Genomic DNA, 18,997 nt, shown 5'->3' on the forward strand with positions numbered 1-18,997 from the left:
CCGGGGTGGTTCCGACCTGTCGCGCGATGCGCAGGAGGGGGAACACGCCAGTGGAGGGCTCACGTTCGCGGCACCCGGCAGTCGAGTACCAAAGAGACAGCTTACGTCATCCGGGCCGTTCCCCCAAACCGGGCTTCAGGCGATGACGGTGCGCTCCCCCGGCACGAGCACGCGCAGACGGTCGTCGCGGCCCGCATGCGCGAACATCCCGACGAGCCGCTCGGTGGTCTCGGAGAAGTGGAACCACCCCTCGGTGTGGACGGGGACCACGAGCGCATCGCCGAGCACCTCGGACGCCTCGAGCGCGGTCCTGGCGTTGAGGGTGAGGTCGGCGTCGCCGAAGCGTCCGACGTTCGCGGCTCCGGCGAACAGGACGGCCACGTCGATCAGGGGAAAGCGCGACACGACCTCGCGCACGACGTCGACCGAGGCGTTGTCGCCCGACACGTACACGGTCGGCCAGCCCTCGGATTCGAGCACGAAACCCGTCACGGTGCCCGATTGCGCCTCGGCTCCCTCCGGTCCGTGCAGCGCGGGGACGGCGGTGACAGCGACGGATGCCACGTCACGGCGCTCCCAGGGTGCGAGGCCGGTGACGTGCGGGATGCGGTCAGCGGACTCCGGTGTCCCCAGCACGAGGTCGGCGGTCGCCAGCACGTCACGCCCGGCGCCGTCGAGGTTGTCGGGATGCTGGTCGTGCGAGAGCAGGACGACGTCGATGTCTCCGAGCGCGGAGGCGGGGACGGCCGGACCCGTGAGCTTGTAGAGCGTGGTGCCGCCCGGGTACTCCCCCGGCGCGTCGAACGTGGGGTCCGTGAGGATCGAGAGCCCGGCGTAGGAGAAGTGCAGGGTGGGGCCGCCCACGAGCAGCGCGGAGATCGTCATCCGACCAGTCTCCGGTATCCGCTCGTCGGGGTCCAGGCGCGCGCCGGCACAGCGGGCGGTCAGTCGAGACGCGCCGTGACGAGGATCGGGCGGTGGTCGCTCGATCCCTGCGGGAGCGTGGTCACGCGCTCGATCTCGAAGCCGGCGGAGGTCGCGAAGTCGTAGTGCCCGCGGAACACGCGGTACCGGGTGTAGGTGTGGTCGTCGCTCAGGCTGAGCGCGTAGCCCTGCTCGCGCACCGCGTGGCCGAGGTTCTCCTTGAACACCGGGTAGTTGTAGTCCCCCACCATGAGCTGCGGCAGCCCCTCACCGAGGGTCGCGAGCTCGGTGAGCGCGGCGCGGATCTGGTGCCGCCGCAGCGAGTTCAAGGCGGTCAGCGGCGCGGCGTGGAACGACGCGGCGATGAATTCGCGGCCCGCGTCGATGTCGCGCAGACGAGCGCCGAGCACCCGCTCGTGCGCGGGCTTCGCGATGCGGTCGTGCAGCGACTTCTTCAGCTCGATCGTGCGGATGCCCTGCAGCCGGAACGCGCTCTCGCGGTAGAACATCGCGAGTCCGAGCCGGTTGCCCTGCGTGGCGTCGGCGAGAGCCAGATCGCCGATCCGCTCCGGCAGGTGCACGACGTCGCACTCCTGCAGGCACAGGATGTCGGGGTCGTGGGCCGCGGCGATCGCCGCGAGCTCACCGGCAGCGCGGTGCTTGCGCAGGTTGTACGAGATGACCTTCATGACCTCGGCAACGTTACCGTCCGCGGCTGTGCCCCGGCTCCGTTCACTCGTCGTATCCCCAGCGGATGCCCAGCACGCCAGGGCCGAACCCGTGCTTCGCGACGTGGACCGCCCCGTGCGCGACCGACCGCATCGCCGTCACGTACTCGTCGGACGTCTCGCAGTACTCCTCGCACCAGGTCGGAGGGGCATCCGGATGGAACCGCACCCAGATCAGCGTCTCGCGCGCCGGCCGCGACGTCGCGTGCCAGACGGACTGGCGCGGCGGATAGCCCGCCGGAAACCTCTCGGTGAACTCGAAGAGCGTCGTCGCACCGGTCGTGATCGGCTCGTCGAGCGCGATGACGACACCGGAGAGCAGACCGCCGGGATGCAGGTACTCGCGGTCGACGCGACCGCCGATCACATCGGAGATCTCCGACATCACGTCGGTCTCGACGGGCGCGACGTCGATCAGCGGGATCTCGGCGATCGCGCCTTTGGTCGCCTGCACGAGAGAGCGCATCGTGATGCTCTCGACCGCACCGTCCCTCCCGACGAACGCGGTCACCTGCGTGGAGAGGTCCCGGAGCGCATCCTGCGTCGCCGCGCGCAGCGCTGTCAGGGTCTCGGCGGTCTCGCGCAGCTCGCGCACCTCGTCGAACGGCAGGCGCGGCGGTGCCAGAGGTCCCAGCCGCGCCGACGGGCCGAGCAGGCTGGTCAGCTGCCCGCGGTTCATGCCGAGGTGGTCCTCCAGTCCCTCGACCACGCTCAGCGACTGCGCGCCCTCGGGTTGGCGCGCGCCGGACCGCCAATAGCTGAGAGTGGCCATCGACACGGGGTTGCCGTCGTCGACGAGCCGGCGCTGGAGACGTGCGAGAGTGATGCCGCGTTCGGAGATCGCCGCGCGCAGGGCAGCGGCGAACGCGCCACCGTGGTCGTCGTTGCGTTCCGTCACAGTCCCCTCGCCGTCATGTGAAGAAGCGTCTCGTAGCCTCAGTGTACGGCTCCGCAGAAACCACCCCTCGGCTGCGGCAGTCGCCGTCGCGGACCCGGATGGGATGGGCGCCTCCGCGACGGCATCCGCGTCGTGGTCGCCCCCTGGGGGTAGCGGGCGACCACGAAGCGGCAGCCTCTCGGTCGCGTCAGTCGTCGGAGCCGCTCGCGGCGGCTGCCCTCGCGGTCTTCAGAGGGGTCGGTCGGGGCACGGCTTCTCCGGGGTGCAGCGCATCGCGCACGGCCTGGCGCTCCCGCCGGGCGCGCGGCGAATCGATCAAGCCCAGCACGATCCCCCCGAGGATGAGGACGAGCGCCGTCCCGAGCACGGGGCCGACGTCGAGGACGGTCCACTCCGCCCAGGCGGCGCCGGTCGCGAAGATCACCCCGCCCGCGCCCAGCGTGCTGAGGCCCAGCTGCAGACGCACCAGCGCTCGATTGCCCGAGAGCAGGGGCGCGATGAACTCGGGGGCGACCGCCCTGACCTCGCCTGTCGCGACCCATCGCGTCAGCGCGACCTCCCGCGCCGCCTGGAGCACCACCCCGCCGGTCCAGGCCACGATACCGAGGGCCGCGCAGAGCGCGATGGCCGCACCGCTGCCGAGGCTCAGCACGTCGATGCCGTTCTCGATCGGCTCGTCCCAGTACACGGGGTCGCAGGTGCGACACTGCTGCCGCATGTAGACGGAGAGCATGAAGGCGCCGAGCGACACGAGCGTCGCGACCGTGAGGACGGCGGCGATCCGGGCGATGACGCGGGCGGACGGCACGACGAGCCAGCGAGGGAGCACGGCCCGTGGCGCGGCCTCCCGCCGGCGTCGGTCGGCGTCTTCCGCCCGCGGCACCTGCGCCTTCCACCGCGCCTGCAGAGCGGCGACCCGCGGCGCATCGCGGCGCATGAGGCGTCCGCCGGCGCCGACCACGAGCGAGGCGGCGAGCGCGAGCACCGCGACGACTCCCAGAGCACCCCACATCACGGGGTCCTCGCGGAACTCGTCCGTGAACACCACCATCAGCGCGAACAGACCCCCGATGCCGACGATCGACCAGAAGACCGCGAGCCCCGTGCGTCGCAGGTACTGCCCGGGCGACGTCGCGAGCTCCGCGCGGATGCGCTGCGGGGGTACGGCCGACGGGTTCTCCTCCCCGAGCCTGTCGACGAGCCGCAGCGCAGCCGCGCGCTCGGCGACGAGCACGAAGGGCACGGTCACCGCGAGGACGGCGGCGATGAGCAGGATCACGCCCATGCAGGCGCGGAGGAGCGGGTCGAGGTCGATCTGCGAGTACAGCGTCGTCAGGGCCTCCTCTCCCACGATCCCGCACACGAGGAGGGCGAGGAACGCGTACAGGAGACCGACGATCAGCCCGACGCCGGTGTCGAGCAGCGCCCGCCAGAAGGCCCACCCCGGAGAGCGCACCTCGACGAAGACGGCATCCGACTCCCTCATCATTCCTCCCCGACCCGACGCCGCGCCCTGGTCTGCTCGGCGCGCGTCGACAGCAGCTCATCGGCGGGATACCCGACCTCGGTGAGCGTGAGGCCACGGGCGGCGAGCACCTTGAACTCGCTCGTGCGAGTGAGGGCGTCGCGGAGCACGACGAGGTCGTCGATCCCGAGCCGCCCCTCGCCGACCGCCGCGCACGCACCCACGAGGGCACGAACCATGCTGTGGCAGAAGGCGTCGGCCTTGACCTCCGCGACGAGCACCCCCTCGTCGTCTCTCGACCACCGGTAGTCGAGCAGGGTGCGGATCGTCGTCGCCTCCTCGCGAGGCTTGCAGTAGGCCGCGAAGTCGTGGAGTCCGATGAGAGTGCGGGCCGCGGCATCCATCGCCCGGTCGTCCAGCGTGCCGCGGTGCGTCGTCGTGTCGAGCCTGCGCAGCGGATCGTATCCCGACGCCTCGTCTGCGAGCCGGTAGCGGTATCGGCGCCAGACGGCCGAGAATCGCGCGTCGAAGCCCTGCGGGGCGACCGACGAGCGCGTGACCGTCACATCGGGGTAGGCGCCGAGGACCCCGCGCATGCGACCGGCGATGGAGCCGGCAGGGTCGTGCGCGGCGCGGCCGTGGCGCGACTCCACACGCGCCCACTGCTCGTCGTCGAGGTCGACGTGCGCCACCTGTCCGGCGGCGTGCACCCCGGCATCCGTCCTCCCCGCCACGACGAACTGCACGTCTGAGCCGACGATGCGGGCCAGCGCCGCCTCGAGCGTGCCCTGCACGGTGCGGAGGGCGGGCTGTTTCGCCCACCCGCGGAAGTGGGTGCCGTCGTAGGCGATGTCGAGCCGGATGCGCACCCGTCCAGCCTACGGGCGTCGGGTCAGATGCCCCCGTCGATCGAGCGGATGAGGTCGCCGGGCTCGTCGGGCACCATGACCTCGGTGTCGCGGTTCAGGCTCTCGCCGCGGAAGAACCGCTTCGACCGCGGGAACAGGTACCAGAGGAACATCAGCACCAGTCCGAACGCGAGCGAGCCGATGCCGATCACGAACGTGCCGCCGATGCCGAAGAGCACCGTGTACCCGTAGTCGACGTCCCACATGTCGATCGCCGACTGCACGAACGCGTAGGTGAGCATGAGTCCGCCGAGGAGCGGGAAGAGTCCCTTGAAGAAGAAGTCGCGAGCGGAGTTGCGGAGGTCCTTCCGGAAGTACCAGACGCACGCGAACCCCGTGATCGCGTAGTAGAAGGCGATCGCGAGCCCGAGCGACAGGATCGAGTCCTGCAGGATGTTGTCGCTGATCAGCGTCATGCCGACGTAGTAGACCGAGGCGACGACACCCATCACGATGGTCGAGAACGAGGGCGTCTTGTACGTGGGGTGCACGTCCTTGAACTTCGCCGGAAGGGCGCGGTACACGCCCATCGCCAGAGTGCCGCGGGCTGTCGGCAGGATCGTCGTCTGCGTGGACGAGATCGCGGAGATGATCACCGAGACCACCAGCACCCAGCCGAACGGGCCGAGCAGGCCGTCCTTGATCGCGAGGAAGAAGTCGTCGGCGTTCGCTTCGTTGCCGAGACCCGTGCCGTCCTCCCCCAGGCCCGCGTACATCATCGCGGCGATCGTGACGGCGACGTACGTGAACAGGAGGATGATCGTGGTCAGCAGGGCGGCGCGGCCGGGGATGCGCTTCGGGTCCTTCGTCTCCTCGTTGAGCGCGAGGCAGGTGTCCCATCCCCAGTAGATGAAGAGCGCGAGCAGGATCGCCTCGATGAACCCGGAGTAGTCCGTGAAGGCGAAGGGGTTCAGCCAGGCGATGTCGAACGGCGTCGGGTTCGGCGCGGTACCGGCGAAGAACTGCCAGAGCGCCGCGACGATGAAGATCGCGAGGGCGAGGTACTGGATCGCCAGCAGGATGTTCTGGATGCGCTCGCCGATCTCGACGCCTCGCCAGCTCACCCACGTCATGGACGCGATGAAGAACACGGCCACGAGGATGATGCGCCAGTCGTTGTTCTCGAGGTCGAAGCCGATCAGCGACCAGAAGTAGACAGAGGCGATCTGGGCGAGGTTCGCGAGCACGACCATCCCGGCGACCGCCACGCCCCAGCCGCCCATCCAGCCCACCCAGGGGCCGAACGCCTTGGTGCCCCACGTGAAGGTGGTGCCGCAGTCGGGCACCGCGTTGTTCAGCTCGCGATACGCGAAGGCGATGAGCAGCATCGGGATGAACGCGATGATGAACGCGATCGGGGCCTGGGCGCCGACGGCGAGCACGACGAATCCGAGGGTCGCGACGAGCGAGTACACGGGGGCGGTGGAGGCTAGACCGATGACAGTCGATCCCCAGAGCCCCAGCGAGCCGCTGGCGAGCCCCTTGCCGTCGGGGCGTTCGAGGTGGATGGGCGTCGTTGCTGACATGTTCAGAAGATACGGCTTCAACGCATATCGCGTCAATCGTTTTCTTGCACCGAGGGATTTCGCGGCAGAATCGGCGTAGTGACGACGGAATCCGTCGCGTCAGTCGCGGTCGAGCATTCCGTCCGCGTGGTCGGCGACCCACGCGACCAGGGGCAGCATGCGCTGCATGAGATCGCGTCCGAGCGGAGTGAGGCTGTACTCGACGTGGGGCGGGACCGTCGGGAACGATTCGCGATGCACGAGCCCGTCGTCGGCGAGAGTGCGCAGGGTCGACGCGAGCATCTTCTCGCTGATGCCGCCGACCTCGCGGCGCAGCTCTCCCCAGCGTCGGGTGCCGTCGGACAGGCTCGACAGCACGAGCACGCCCCACTTGCTCATGACGTGGTCGAGGATCACGCGCGTGCTGCATCCCGGTTCGAAGACCTGTGGGATCGACTCGCGGATCTGCGCATAACTCACCGTCATGTAGGTACCTTACTTCAAAGTGGGTACCCCCGATCCGGAATGTTCGCGGACGCGCGACGGGTTGAGCGAGATGTCAGCAACGAAAGGACACCCCATGACCATCCTCGTCACCGGCGCCACCGGCCAGCTCGGCCGCCTCGTCGTTCAGAGCCTGCTCGAGCGCGGCGCCGACCCGCAGTCGATCGTCGCGGGCGCACGCGACACCGCGAAGGCCGCCGACCTGGGCGTGCGCGTCGCCCACCTCGACTACACAGACCCCCGCTCGATCGCCGCAGCACTCGACGGCGTCGACTCGGTGCTCCTCATCTCGGGCTCTGAGGTCGGCCAGCGTGTCCCCCAGCACCGGGCGGTCATCGACGCCGCGAAGGATGCCGGTGTGTCGAAGTTCGTCTACACGAGCGCTCCGAAGGCGACGACGAGCGACCTCGTCCTCGCACCCGAGCACAAGGCGACGGAGGAGGCGATCGCCGAAGCCGGCCTCCCGGCCGTGATCCTCCGCAACAACTGGTACACCGAGAACTACGCCGCCGATCTCGCACGCGCGGCCGACACAGGCGTCGTCGCCGCCGGCGCCGGCGACGGGCGCGTCGCGTCGGCGAGCCGCAAGGACTTCGCGGATGCGGCGGCGGCCGTGCTCCTCGAAGACGGTCACATCGGCCAGATCTACGAGCTCGGCGGAGATGTCGCGTGGACCTACGACGATCTCGCCGCTGCCATCGCGGAGATCTCCGGTCGCGAGGTCGAGTACCGACGCCTCACCCCGGACGAGCAGGCGGAGGCGCTGCGCGCGGCCGGCCTCGATGAGGGGACCGTCGGCTTCGTCGTCGCGCTGGACGCGGGCATCGCCGGGGGCGCACTCGCCGACACCGACGGGACGCTGGCCCGGCTGATCGGCCGCCCGACGACGCCGCTCGTCGACGGTCTCCGCGCGACCGTCTGAGCGGGAGGGAGGGCGCCGGAGGAGCCGACGCCCTCCCTTCCGTCACAGCACCCGGGGTCTCAGGCCAGGTTCTCCCGCGAGCGCACGTAGTTCTCCCGCGAGTGCACGTAGGCGACCGTGAGGGCGAGGGATGACAGCGAGACCCCTTCCGCCTCCAGCACCTCGCCGACAGCGGCTCGTACTGCGTGCAGGGTCTCGTGCGCACCGGGCAGGAAGTCGATGCCGAGGGTGGCCTCGACGCGCACGCCCGATCCCTCGGAGGACACCGCGACGACCGGTTCGGCGCCGTCTCGCAGTCCCAGCGCGGCAGCGCCCGCGCCGACGATGTTCGACACGAGGGATCCGGAACGGTAGAGGTCGCGGACGCCGGGGGTTGCGCGCACCGCGGCGTCGATGCGCTCCGTCAGCATCGGGGTGACGTCGGTCATGATCGCCCCTCCGTCCAGTTCTCGACCCTCTGGATGTCCCGGACGGTCACATCGATGGACGCCACATGCAGGTCGGTGTGTCTCCGCACGCGATCGGCGACCTCCGTCCGCAGCTGCGACACCGCCTCGGGGATGGGCTCGCCGTAGAGCATGCTCACCTCGATGCCGATCACCACGGGCGTGCCGACGGTCGTCACGTCGCCGTCGAGCGCTGTGCGCCCCACCAGGACGCCGGGGACCGCATTCTCCGCCGAGCGGATGAGCCCGCGCAGGGCGCCCTCGGTGATGCCGAAGTCGACACCGGGCTCCTGCCCGTCGAGAGGTACGCGGCGGCCGGCCCGAGCATCCAGAGCGATGCCGCTCAGAATGCGGTCGACCCAGCTGTCCTCGACCGGCGGCATCGCCGCAGCGTCCGCGTCGATGAGCTGCCCGCCGAGCCCCTGCAGCCGCGCGAGCGCGTCGAGGGCGAGCTGACAGCCGGGCGATCCCTCGATGGAAGGGTCGCGCGGAGTCCTGCCCGCCTCGAGATAGTCGGCGAGCTCGTCGAGCGTGTGCCCGTCGAGGTCGCCCGGTTCGAGTCCGAGCCGGCGCACCTCGGGCGCTCCCTGATCGTCGCTCATCGCCACTCCTCCATTCGAACGATCATGTACTTCCTCGCGCGCGAGAGAAGGCCGCGCGCCGTTGACACCGGGATGTCGAGCTCCTCGGCGATCTCGTCGTACGAGTAGCCGCCCATCTCGCGGAGCACCCAGCACTCCCGCTGCGCGGCCGGCAGCTCTTGCAGCGCCGCCCCCAGTGCGGCGATGCCGGCCCGGGCCTCGACCACGTGGTCGGGCCCGGCGTGGAACGGCGCCGGCTGCTCGATCTCGTCGACGTCGACCGTCGGACGGAGTGCTCGGATGCGGTCGACCGCCTTCCGGCTCACGATCCGCATCAGCCAGCTCTTGACCTTCCCGGGGTCCTCGAGCTCGGAGAACCGCTGCCACGCCGTGACGAAGGTCTCCTGCACGATGTCGTCGACATCGGCCGAGGCGTTCAGCATCCGCTGCGTGTACGCGCGCATCATCGGCGTGTACCGCCGGACGAGTACGGCGAAGGCAGCGACATCCCCGTCGATCGCTCGACCTGCGACGATCCGATCGTCGGCGAGTTCGAGAGCTCCGCGAAAAGGGCCCGTCGCCATGTGTCCATCCCCTCGTTCGTTCCCCCAGTGGGGATTCGGAGCAGAATGCGCAACGGATCGGCCTTCACCCGATCGCCTGCGCTGCCCATCGTGAATCCCTTCCCGCCTTTCGGCGGAGTCCCTGCCTCAGCACCGCGAACGCGCTGAGGGTCGTCGTCCCCACGACAACCCTCAGCACGGGTCGCAGTGTCGCGACATCTGTAAGACGCACCCCACCTCCGAAACGTCACAAAGTTCTCGAGAATTCTCGAAAGTTGCACTTTCAGGGAGATGGTGCATACTTGCACTCTATGGATGAGAGTGCAGAATCAACCCGCGAGCAGCGCAAGCGCGAAACCGCCCGCGCCCTCACCGACGCCGCACGACGACTGACCGTCGAGCACGGATTCGCCGGGTTCACGGTCGAGCAGCTCTGCACCGAGGCGGGGGTCTCGCGCCGCACGTTCTTCAACTACTTCGAGAGCAAGGAGAACGCTGTGTTCGGCGTCACCGCGGTCGATCCGCGTCAGGAGACTCTCGAGAGAGCGTTCGTCGGCGCCGACGGCGATCTGCTCGACGACTTCCTCCGCCTCACGGTGGATCGTTTCGCACTGCTGAACCCCCTGGACGACGCGCCGGCGATGTTCACGGTGATCGAGCAGGAGCCGCGCCTGCTCAAGGCCGCGTTCGAACAGCTCGCCAAGAACGAGCGGCGCGACATGGACCTCATCCTCGAGCGCACCGGCGACTCGGAGGGCGCCGCGCTGCAGGCCGAGGTCATGGTCCACACCGTCGGAGCCCTCGTGCGTCTGAGCATGGATCAGCTGCTGCACCACCAGTCCACCGAGCCGTTCGGCGACCTCATCGCCCGCCGTCTCGACACCGCCCGCACCGTCTTCGCACAGAAAGCCGACTGATGTCCGCCACCGCCACCAAGGACGCGCCGTTCCTGCTCACCAAGCGGCGCATCTGGATCATCTTCAGCGCCCTCATCGCGGGCATGCTGCTCGCCAGCCTCGACCAGACGATCGTGTCCACGGCGATGCCGACGATCGTCGGGCAGCTGGGCGGCGTCGACCACCAGGTCTGGATCACGACCGCGTACCTGCTCGCCACCACGATCGTGATGCCGATCTACGGCAAGTTCGGCGACGTGCTCGGGCGACGCAACCTCTTCCTCGTCGCCATCGCCCTCTTCACCCTCGCGTCGGTGGGGTGCGCGTTCGCCACGGACTTCTGGCAGTTCGTCGTGTTCCGCGCGCTGCAGGGTCTCGGCGGCGGCGGCTTGATGATCCTCTCGCAGGCGATCATCGCGGACATCGTGCCCGCCAACGAGCGCGGCAAATACATGGGACCGCTCGGCGCGGTGTTCGGGCTGTCGGCCGTCGCCGGCCCTCTGCTCGGCGGGTTCTTCGTGGACCACCTCACCTGGCAGTGGGCGTTCTACATCAACATCCCTGTGGGCATCGCGGCGTTCATCATCGCCGTCGTCGCACTGCAGCTGCCGAGCAAGAAGGCGGAGAAGCCGATCGACGTCTTCGGCGTCATCTTCCTGTCGATCGCCACCACCTGCCTGATCTTCTTCACCGATTTCGGCGGCGACGCCGAGTTCGGCTGGGACTCCGCCGCGACCTGGGCGTGGGGTGCCGGGCTCGTGGTCGCCGCCGCGGCGTTCATCGTCACCGAGTCGCGCGTGCAGGACCCGATCATCCCGCTGAGCCTGTTCCGCAACCCGATCTTCGTGAACGCGACGGCGATCGGCCTCGTGCTCGGCATCGGCATGTTCGCGGCGATCGGCTTCGTCCCCACCTTCCTGCAGATGTCGTCCGGCACGTCGGCGGCGGCATCCGGGCTGCTGATGATCCCGATGATGGTCGGGCTCATGGGCACGTCGATCTTCTCGGGGATCGCGATCTCCGAGACCGGGAAGTACAAGGTCTACCCGATCGTCGGGACGATCATCACGGGACTCGCGATGGTGGCGTTCACGACGCTCTCGGCGTCGACCCCGATCTGGCTGATCTGCGTGTTCCTGTTCTTCTTCGGCGCAGGACTCGGTCTCATCATGCAGGTCGTGGTGCTCGTCGTGCAGAACGCCGTGCCCGCCGGCGAGATCGGCACGGCGACGAGCACGAACAACTACTTCCGCGAGGTGGGTGCCTCGCTCGGCACCGCCGTGTTCGGCACGCTCTTCACGACGCGGCTCACCGAGAATCTGCTGGGCGTCTTCGGCGGAGCCGGCGCCTCGCCCGAGGAGGCCGCGCAAGCCGCGTCGACCATCGACCCCGCGACCCTCAGCGCCCTCCCCGACGAGGTGCGCGACGGCATCGTCACGGCGTATGCGGATGCTCTCGCGCCGGTCTTCTGGTACCTCGTGCCGTTCATCGCGGTGGCGCTCCTGCTCTCGCTCCTCCTGAAGCAGATCCCGCTCTCCGATCAGGCCGGGCTCGTCGCGCGCGGCGAGGCGATCAGCGGCGAGGAGGCGGAGCGCCTCGAGGCCGAGCAGCGAGGACTCTCCGGGTCATCCGCCCGCACCGACGGCGGGGATACCAGCGGCCGGTGACGACGCAGAAGGGCCCGGGACTCCTCCGAGTCCCGGGCCCTTCTGTCGTTCACGTCTCGAACATCGGCGTCGGCGTCGCGAATCGCGTCGTCCGCGTGTCGATACTTCTCATCGTGGCGAGGATGTCGGCCTTGAGTTCTCGAACGCGACCGGCCGGAAGCTGCCCCTTCTCGCGGCGATCGTTCCAGGGCGAGCAGTCGGGGAACTCCTCGCGGTCGGGCCACCTCGGCACGAGATGAGCATGCAGATGCGGATCGCGATTGCCGAGGATGGAGACGTTCACACGGCGAGCTCCGGTCGCCAATCTGATCGCCCTCATGGCGATCTGGATGTCGCGAAGGAACCCCATCATGGAGTCCATCGGCAGAGACTCCAGGGAATCCGCATGCTGCGGGAACGCGAGGATGCACCGGCCGGGAAAGCGATCGTCGTTGTAGAGCCCCAGCTTGCCGTGCGTCGAGGTCGCGATCGGCTCCCAGAGCTCGAACCCGCACGTCATGCAGGGCGTGTCTGTCTCGAGTGCGCTCGTCAGTGAAGACATCTTCAGATCACCATGTACTCGCGGGAGAAGGAGGCGAAGGGTTCTGCGTGGAAGATCCCGCACAGATCCTCGTGGAGTTCTTTGCCCAGTGTACGCATGGACCCGAAGCCTTCGGACTCCTTCCTGTCGTCGCCGACGAAGTCCGCCTCGATCGTCGCGCGCCACTCGGCACGCCCTGAGCTCTCGATGAACCGACTCGACGCGGTCACGACGCGCCGGCACCGCTCCCGCACCGCCTCGTCACCGCCGCTCGCCACGTGAGCGAGCAGACCGAGCAGACGCTCGAGCGCCGGCGTCGAGTACTGATCGAGCAGGTACTCGAGCTGGTCGTCGCAGCCCGTGTCGCTGCGGTGCAGGAGGTACAGCGGGGCGATCGAGGCGACGTAGCAGAGCTTGCGGGGTATCAGCAGCTTGAGATACCGCAGCGCCTTGGGGTTCTTCTGCGTGGCTTTCGCCTGATAGTCGACCGCGATGGTGCGCCAGTATCGGATGATGTCGTTCAGGAGGTAGCGGGGTATCTGATCCGACCCGTCCTTGGCCTTCACATATGCGTCGAGGACACTCCTCAGGGCGTTCATGTGGATCTCGGGCCGCGCCAGGGAGACCGATTCCTCGAGGAACAGGATGCGCCGTGTGGTCGTATGGTTCGTGTCTTCCTGCAGACCGATATTGGTCACGAGGTCCGCTACGGCGATCGTCTCACCGAAGAGCCTGCTGTCTCCCGGTTCGCTGAGCGTGACTCCGTCGACGAGCTTCGATCTGAGGCTCTCGATGAGCGGCGTCACGTCGAGCGAGCTGGGCTCCGACGTCACGACCAGCCAGTCGAGATCGGATTGTGGAGTGAGTTCGAAGCGCGCGAGCGACCCGAAGGCGACGATGTCGTGCCCGTCGGGCAGTCTTCCGTCGTCATCCAACGTCCGGCGCGCCTCGAGGATCGCCGTGCGCGACCGCTGCATGGCCCGCTCGAGCGGCGCTCGGGTCGCGTCATCCACTCGCAGATCGCGGAAGACCTCATCGCGCCACTGCGCACGGTCGGCCTCGTCGAGCTTCAATCCCAACAGCGTCACCCCCAGCGGACTCGATTCAGGGTAGCTCGCGCGCCCGCTGCAGCGGCGGGGCTGTGAGCGGAATACCGGTATCGCACACCCAGCGGCCGGTGAGGACGCAGAAGGGCCCGGGACTCCTCGGAGTCCCGGGCCCTTCTGTCATCCGGTCGCCTGTCAGGGCAAGTCGGCCACGTCGACCTCGTCGTCGTCGCCGGAGGTCTGCCCCTCCCCGGGCGTCGCCTCGTCCGGCTCCGGATCACGGTCGTTCGTCACGAAGTCGGCGTCCACGCCGGTCGCGTCGATCTCGGCCTCGTCACCTGGTGGCATCTGAGGGTCTGACATGATCACTCCGATCTCTGCTGCGGACAGGAACTCCAGTCTCGTCGCGACAGAGGATCCGGGCGACCCCTTGACAGCCGGTCAGAGGATGCCGGTGAGCACGCCGCCGTCCGCTCGCAGCGCTGCACCGTTGGTGGCGGATGCGACGGGGCTCGCGAGGTACGTCACGAGGTTCGCGATCTCGCCGGGATCGATGAAGCGCTCCAGCAGGGTGGTGCGGTTCTGACCGATGATCGCCTCGCGCATCTCGCTCTCGGACGTGCCGCTGGCCTGGGCGATCGCCTCGACCGAGGCGGCGACGCCCTCGGAGTAGGTCGGGCCGCCGAGCACCGTGTTGACGGTGACGGCGGTGCCGCGCGTGAGCTTCGCAAGGCCGTTGGCGAGCGCGAGCACCGCCGCCTTCGTCACCCCGTAGTGCACCATGTCGCCGGGGACGTTCACGCCGGACTCGCTGCTGATGAACACGATGCGGCCCCACCCCCGCCGCAGCATCCCGTCCAGCAGCGCGCGCGACAGGCGGACGCCGCTCATCAGGTTCACCTCCAGGTACCGGGACCACTCCTCGTCGTCGATGGTTGCGAACTCGGCGAGGCCGAACAGTCCGACGTTGTTGACGAGGATGTCGACATCTCCGAGATCGTCGATCAGACGCGCGACCGCCTCGGCATCGGCGAAGTCCGCCGCGAGCCCCGACACCGTCGCACCGGGACACTCGCCCCGGAGCCGCTGCACGGCCCCGTCGAGTCGTCCCGCGTCGCGCCCGTTGAGCACCACCTCCGCTCCCTCCGCCGCGAGGGCTGTCGCGACGGCGAAGCCGATCCCCTGGCCCGATCCGCTGATGAACGCCCTCTTGCCCTGCAGTCGCAGATCCATCTCATTCCCTTCCGGACGCGTTCGCGCCGTGATGACTTGCTTGAGCAAGTGACGCTACGCGCCTTTACTTGCTCAAGCAAGTCATCACGCTTACGCTGTCACCATGACCGACCCGCAGAGATCCGCGCTGACTCCCGACGAACTCGCGATCTGGGCGCCACTGGCATCGATGCTGGAGCGTCTGCCGGCCGCGCTCGACGCGCAGTTGCAACGGGACAGCGGGCTGACGCACTTCGAGCAGGGCATCCTGCAGGCGCTCGATCTGGCACCCGAGCGCACTCTGCGCCTGAGCACGATCGCCGCCTATGCGAGCTGCACCCTGTCGCGGCTGTCCCGTGCGGTCTCCCGTCTCGAGAAGAAGGGATGGGTGCAGCGCCGGGTCGATCCGACAGACGGACGCTTCACGCTCGGAGTGCTCACGGATGCCGGTCATCGCGCGGTCGTCGCCTCCACGCCCGGCCACCAGGCGCTCGTGCGCGAGCTCGTCTTCGATGCGCTGACGGCCGCACAGACGCGTCAGCTCGGCGAGATCAGCCGCCGCATCGCGACCGCCGTCGGCCCCGGCGAGCCGTGGAGCCCACCGCCTGCCGCCTGACGTCCGCGGCCTGCCCTCCGAGGTCTCACTCGTGCTCGGGCAGCACGGGCGTCGACCATCCGGGATCCCGCCCGACCTGGGTCGCCCGCGAGAGCGACGCCGACCCGAAGCGCTCGCGCACCGCGTCGAGCACCGTGTCTAGCCGCTGCCCTCCCTCGTCGTCGAACGGGAGTTCCGCCGGTGCGTGGTCTGCACTGGCGAGCTGAGAGAGCGAGATGCCGATGAGCGTGATGCCCCGCTGCGAGATCTCCGCGTGCGCCGCGACGAGGAGTCCGCGGGCCAATGCCAGCAGCACCGACGTCCGGCCCGTCGGCGTGCGCAGAGTCCTCGACCGCGTCGCCTTCGCGAAATCGCCGTACCGCAGGCGGAGCACCACTGTGCGGCAGACGCGATCCCGCTCGCGCAGCCGCCTCGCGAGACCGTCGACGATCTGCGTCAGGATGACGTCGAGCTCCTCCTCCGACCGGGGACGTGAGCCCAGGGCCCGCTGGGAGCCGATCGATGCCCGCCGGCGTGCCGTGTCGACCGGCCGCGGGTCGCGCAGCCGCGCCAGTGCATGCAGGTGCGCCCCGCTCGCCTTTCCGAGCAGCCGCTCGGCCGTCGCCTCCTCGAGCTCGGCGAGCTCGCCCACCGTGTGGATGCCGAGACCGTGGAGCTTCTCGGCGGTCGCCGCTCCGACACCCCAGAGTCGCTCGACCGGGAGCGGGAGGAGGAACGCGTGCTCCCGCTCCGGTTCCACGATCAGCAGACCGTCGGGTTTGCTCACGGCACTCGCGACCTTGGCGAGGAACTTCGTGCGGGCGACCCCGACCGAGATCGCGAGGCCCACCTCGGCTCGCACGCGCTCGCGCAGACGCACCGCGACTTGCTCCGGGCTGCCTGCGAGGCGGCGGAGACCGCCCACCTCGAGGAACGCCTCGTCGATCGAGATGCCCTCGACGAGAGGAGTGGTGTCACGGAAGATCGCGAAGACGTCGCGGCTCGCCCGGGAGTAGACGTCCATCCGAGGCGGCACGACGACGGCCTCCGGGCACAGCTCGCGAGCCTGACGCCCGCCCATCGCCGTCCGGACTCCGCGGGCCTTGGCCTCGTAGCTCGCCGCCAGCACGACCCCTCCGCCGACGATCACCGGTCGCCCGCGGAGCGCGGGCGCGTCACGCTGCTCGACCGAGGCGTAGAACGCGTCCAGATCGGCGTGCAGCACGGTCGCCTCATCGCGCATCACGCCTCCCTTCGGCATCCGATCGGGAGAATCGTCGCACCGACCCCCGACATCCGCGCGCCGAGGAGATGCAGACGTGGCCGCCCCGATCGAGATCGGGGCGGCCACGACGAGGATCCTGCCGCTACTGCCGGCGCAGACGGCGTCGCACGAGCAGCACCGCGCCGAGCCCGAGAGCCGCGAGGGCGACCCAGATGGTCACGAGCGGCAGCTCACCACCGGTCTGCGCGAGGCCGTCGGTCGCTGCGCCCTGGGCGGCGGTCACCGTCACGGCCGCTTGCACCTGCGAGCCGTCGGGGAGGATCACGACGAGCGTATGCGCGCCCGCCGAGACGGATGCCGGGATCCGCACGGTGGTCGCGAACCCACCCGCAGCCGAGACGGTCACCGCGCCCAGGCTCACGGGCGTCGAGTGGAGCTCGAGCCGCAGCTGGGCGCCCGCGGCGAAGCCGGTGCCCGAGACACGGAGCGACCCACCTGCCGCGACCGTCTGCGAGCCGAGCACGACCGTCGGATTGCCCGTCTCGGGCTCGCTCGCGGCGATCGTCACCGCGGCGCTCGTCGCCTGCGCCGGCAGGTAACCGTCGAGCGAGCCGCTGACCCGGACGGAGAGCGCGCGCCCGGCCAGAGCGGCCGGGATCGTGAACTCCGCAGAGGTCGCGCCGTCGACGGCCTCGCCGTCGACCAGCCACTGGTAGGTGAACGCGGTGCCCGTCGTCCACTCCCCCGGCTGCGCGGCGACCGTCGCTCCGACCGTCGCGGCTCCGGCGATCGACGGCGTGCCGACGACGAGGTCACCCGGCTCAGCGGCGGCCAGGCAAGCCTCGCCGCAGACCACGAACTCGGCCTGCAGTCCCTTGTGGTCGCTGGTCCACAGCGTCTGCGGGGTGAAGATCTCCTCGTCCGAGACCGGCAGCGCACGCGCGCCACGCACGATGTCGCCCTTCGGTCCGACGATCCTCGTGCTCTCCAGCGTCAGACGCTCGTCCGGCGCGAAGAAGATGTAGTCGATCCGGTCGCGCTCGTCGGCCTCGGGAGCCCAGGCCAGCTGGGAGACGCTGACGTTCGGCGTGTCCGCGGGCCACGTGAACCCGGGGTGGGTGACGGGATCGGGATACTTCGCCCGGTACGCGTCGACGAGACCGCCGTCGCGCAGGATGCTGGTGGTCTGCCACGGCGCGACGACGCCGTTGTGGTCGTAGAGGTTCGCGGTCGCCTCGGTCCAATCGAGCGCCGACGGCTCGTTCATGTCGGCGCCCATCATGGTGAGGCGTCCTGCTGCACGCTCGCTCGCCATGTCCGCGGTCAGTGCGCTCGCAGCGGCGGGGCGGCCGGAGGCCTCGTTGGCTGCCAGGATCTGCGGGACGTCGGTCACCGGAGCGCTGAGCTTGTTCCAGCCGCGCCATTCGGTCGGGAAGCCGGCCGCGAGCACATCGCCCGCGTAGCCGCGGGGCAGGTACGTCGCGTAGTACCGGTACTCGAGGTGGCCGCCGTAGGCGGCGATCTGCGTGTCGCCGACCTGGACGATCGCCTTCATCCATCCGCCCTGAGTGCCGGGTACGGTCACGACGCCCGCGTCGACGATCGGGTAGCGCGAGATGACGCCGGCGCTGCCGCCCGTCGAGTGATAGTCGAATCCGAGATCGCGCGCGATGGCCGCGGCGCCGCTCTGGGCCTCCTCCACGAAGATCAGGTCGGCGCCGATCTCGGTGAGCATCGTCGCGTCGGTGGTCTTGCCCCACAGGTTGAGCTGCACGACCGACAGCGCGATCGGCTTCGTCGGGTCGACGGCGGGACCCTCGTAGGGCGCCTCGGCGACCGTGAATGCGACGGGCTCGCTCACCCGTGTGTAGCCGTCGTCGTACAGGTACTCGACGCGGTAATCTCCCGCCGGGAGCGGGTTGCCCGATCGGTCCTTCGCCGGCAGCTGCACGGAGCCCGACGCGCCGGGCGCGTACGCCCACGCCATGCCGCAGGCGTCGCACGGCTCCGGCTTGGATACCGGGTAGATCGCGACCCAGTTCTTCGCACTCGGTCGGTCGGTCGTGAAGGCGACGGAGATCGGGCCGCCCGGCGCCACCTCGGTCGTCGAGAGGGTGATCTCGGATGCCGCAGCGGCCGCGGCCGGAGCAGCACCCAGCAGCGGTGAGGCGAGGAGCACGCCTGCGGCGAGGACTGCCGCGAGCAGTGGGATGCGCCGGCGTCGGCGCGATCCGGGGGCGGGAGACGAGGACATGTCTGCGATGTTCCTTCCAGAGACGCGATCGGCATCCCATCGGGAGCCGGCGGAAGGCTCGGATGACCTCCCTCGACGCGAGAGAACCGTCGCGAGGTGACCGACCGGTGAACGCGAAGGGACCGGACGAGGACATGC

At 69.4% G+C, this 18,997-nt stretch carries 20 protein-coding genes; 4 read left to right on the forward strand and 16 right to left on the reverse strand.

The genetic code is table 11. The features are described 5' to 3' along the window. Positions 1-135: 135 nt before the first annotated feature. From MRBLWO14_RS04465 to MRBLWO14_RS04495, 7 genes are all read right to left on the reverse strand, one after another. The gene (locus MRBLWO14_RS04465; RefSeq protein WP_341935255.1) at positions 136-885 is read right to left on the reverse strand and encodes an MBL fold metallo-hydrolase; all 750 of its coding nucleotides are present in this window, start codon (positions 883-885) and stop codon (positions 136-138) included. 59 nt (positions 886-944) lie between these two features. Next, complete coding sequence (locus tag MRBLWO14_RS04470; RefSeq protein WP_341935256.1) at positions 945-1,613, reverse strand: endonuclease/exonuclease/phosphatase family protein; 669 nt, start codon at positions 1,611-1,613, stop codon at positions 945-947. Positions 1,614-1,656: 43 nt separating this feature from the next. Beyond that, complete coding sequence (locus MRBLWO14_RS04475; protein WP_341935257.1) at positions 1,657-2,550, reverse strand: hypothetical protein; 894 nt, start codon at positions 2,548-2,550, stop codon at positions 1,657-1,659. A gap of 187 nt (positions 2,551-2,737) precedes the next feature. Beyond that, a complete protein-coding gene (locus tag MRBLWO14_RS04480) occupies positions 2,738-4,039 on the reverse strand; it encodes a hypothetical protein (protein WP_341935258.1) in 1,302 nt (433 codons plus the stop codon). Next, positions 4,036-4,884, reverse strand: a complete 849-nt coding sequence (gene truA / locus MRBLWO14_RS04485) for a tRNA pseudouridine(38-40) synthase TruA (protein WP_341935259.1) — start codon at positions 4,882-4,884, stop codon at positions 4,036-4,038. Before truA ends, MRBLWO14_RS04480 begins: the two co-directional genes overlap by 4 nt. Before the next feature lie 23 nt (positions 4,885-4,907). Then, on the reverse strand, positions 4,908-6,449 hold the full coding sequence (locus tag MRBLWO14_RS04490) for an APC family permease (protein WP_341935260.1): 1,542 nt from the start codon (positions 6,447-6,449) through the stop codon (positions 4,908-4,910). Positions 6,450-6,548: 99 nt separating this feature from the next. Beyond that, complete coding sequence (locus MRBLWO14_RS04495) at positions 6,549-6,914, reverse strand: helix-turn-helix domain-containing protein (protein ID WP_096714321.1); 366 nt, start codon at positions 6,912-6,914, stop codon at positions 6,549-6,551. A gap of 94 nt (positions 6,915-7,008) precedes the next feature. On the opposite strand from MRBLWO14_RS04495, the gene MRBLWO14_RS04500 reads away from it, so the two are divergent. After that, the gene (locus MRBLWO14_RS04500) at positions 7,009-7,854 is read left to right on the forward strand and encodes an SDR family oxidoreductase (RefSeq protein ID WP_341935261.1); all 846 of its coding nucleotides are present in this window, start codon (positions 7,009-7,011) and stop codon (positions 7,852-7,854) included. A gap of 59 nt (positions 7,855-7,913) precedes the next feature. Here MRBLWO14_RS04500 and MRBLWO14_RS04505 read toward each other — a convergent pair whose 3' ends face one another. From MRBLWO14_RS04505 to MRBLWO14_RS04515, 3 genes are read right to left on the reverse strand one after another with little or no spacing between them, the layout of a single operon-like run. Beyond that, complete coding sequence (locus MRBLWO14_RS04505) at positions 7,914-8,282, reverse strand: hypothetical protein (RefSeq protein ID WP_341935262.1); 369 nt, start codon at positions 8,280-8,282, stop codon at positions 7,914-7,916. Then, the gene (locus MRBLWO14_RS04510; protein WP_341935263.1) at positions 8,279-8,902 is read right to left on the reverse strand and encodes an Asp23/Gls24 family envelope stress response protein; all 624 of its coding nucleotides are present in this window, start codon (positions 8,900-8,902) and stop codon (positions 8,279-8,281) included. Before MRBLWO14_RS04510 ends, MRBLWO14_RS04505 begins: the two co-directional genes overlap by 4 nt. Beyond that, on the reverse strand, positions 8,899-9,465 hold the full coding sequence (locus MRBLWO14_RS04515) for an RNA polymerase sigma factor (RefSeq protein ID WP_341935264.1): 567 nt from the start codon (positions 9,463-9,465) through the stop codon (positions 8,899-8,901). The genes MRBLWO14_RS04510 and MRBLWO14_RS04515 overlap by 4 nt, the downstream gene beginning before the upstream one ends. A 290-nt stretch (positions 9,466-9,755) precedes the next feature. On the opposite strand from MRBLWO14_RS04515, the gene MRBLWO14_RS04520 reads away from it, so the two are divergent. Together MRBLWO14_RS04520 and MRBLWO14_RS04525 are read left to right on the forward strand one after the other, a co-directional pair. Beyond that, entirely contained in the window at positions 9,756-10,361 is a 606-nt protein-coding gene (locus MRBLWO14_RS04520; RefSeq protein ID WP_341935265.1) for a helix-turn-helix domain-containing protein, read from the forward strand. After that, the gene (locus tag MRBLWO14_RS04525; RefSeq protein ID WP_341935266.1) at positions 10,361-12,007 is read left to right on the forward strand and encodes an MDR family MFS transporter; all 1,647 of its coding nucleotides are present in this window, start codon (positions 10,361-10,363) and stop codon (positions 12,005-12,007) included. Before MRBLWO14_RS04520 ends, MRBLWO14_RS04525 begins: the two co-directional genes overlap by 1 nt. A 49-nt stretch (positions 12,008-12,056) precedes the next feature. On the opposite strand, the gene MRBLWO14_RS04530 is transcribed toward MRBLWO14_RS04525, so the two are convergent. The 4 genes from MRBLWO14_RS04530 to MRBLWO14_RS04545 all read right to left on the reverse strand — a co-directional run bounded on the left by MRBLWO14_RS04530 (position 12,057) and on the right by MRBLWO14_RS04545 (position 14,806). Then, on the reverse strand, positions 12,057-12,548 hold the full coding sequence (locus MRBLWO14_RS04530) for a hypothetical protein (protein ID WP_341935267.1): 492 nt from the start codon (positions 12,546-12,548) through the stop codon (positions 12,057-12,059). 2 nt (positions 12,549-12,550) lie between these two features. Next, on the reverse strand, positions 12,551-13,615 hold the full coding sequence (locus tag MRBLWO14_RS04535; protein ID WP_341935268.1) for a nucleotidyltransferase domain-containing protein: 1,065 nt from the start codon (positions 13,613-13,615) through the stop codon (positions 12,551-12,553). Positions 13,616-13,768: 153 nt separating this feature from the next. Then, complete coding sequence (locus MRBLWO14_RS04540; protein ID WP_251586343.1) at positions 13,769-13,936, reverse strand: hypothetical protein; 168 nt, start codon at positions 13,934-13,936, stop codon at positions 13,769-13,771. 78 nt (positions 13,937-14,014) lie between these two features. Then, positions 14,015-14,806 (reverse strand): SDR family NAD(P)-dependent oxidoreductase, encoded by a 792-nt coding sequence (locus tag MRBLWO14_RS04545; RefSeq protein ID WP_341935270.1) that lies wholly within the window; start codon positions 14,804-14,806, stop codon positions 14,015-14,017. Between the two features lie 103 nt (positions 14,807-14,909). Here MRBLWO14_RS04545 and MRBLWO14_RS04550 point away from each other — a divergent pair, with 103 nt between their 5' ends. Then, positions 14,910-15,401 (forward strand): MarR family winged helix-turn-helix transcriptional regulator, encoded by a 492-nt coding sequence (locus MRBLWO14_RS04550; RefSeq protein WP_341935271.1) that lies wholly within the window; start codon positions 14,910-14,912, stop codon positions 15,399-15,401. A 25-nt stretch (positions 15,402-15,426) separates the two neighbouring features. Here the strand turns inward: MRBLWO14_RS04550 and dinB are convergent, their stop codons facing one another. Beyond that, positions 15,427-16,623 (reverse strand): DNA polymerase IV, encoded by a 1,197-nt coding sequence (dinB, locus tag MRBLWO14_RS04555; RefSeq protein ID WP_341936163.1) that lies wholly within the window; start codon positions 16,621-16,623, stop codon positions 15,427-15,429. A 124-nt stretch (positions 16,624-16,747) separates the two neighbouring features. Next, entirely contained in the window at positions 16,748-18,859 is a 2,112-nt protein-coding gene (locus MRBLWO14_RS04560) for an endonuclease/exonuclease/phosphatase family protein (RefSeq protein WP_341935272.1), read from the reverse strand. Positions 18,860-18,997 lie beyond the last annotated feature (138 nt).

The organism is Microbacterium sp. LWO14-1.2 (assembly GCF_038397715.1).
Taxonomy (GTDB): Bacteria; Actinomycetota; Actinomycetes; order Actinomycetales; family Microbacteriaceae; genus Microbacterium.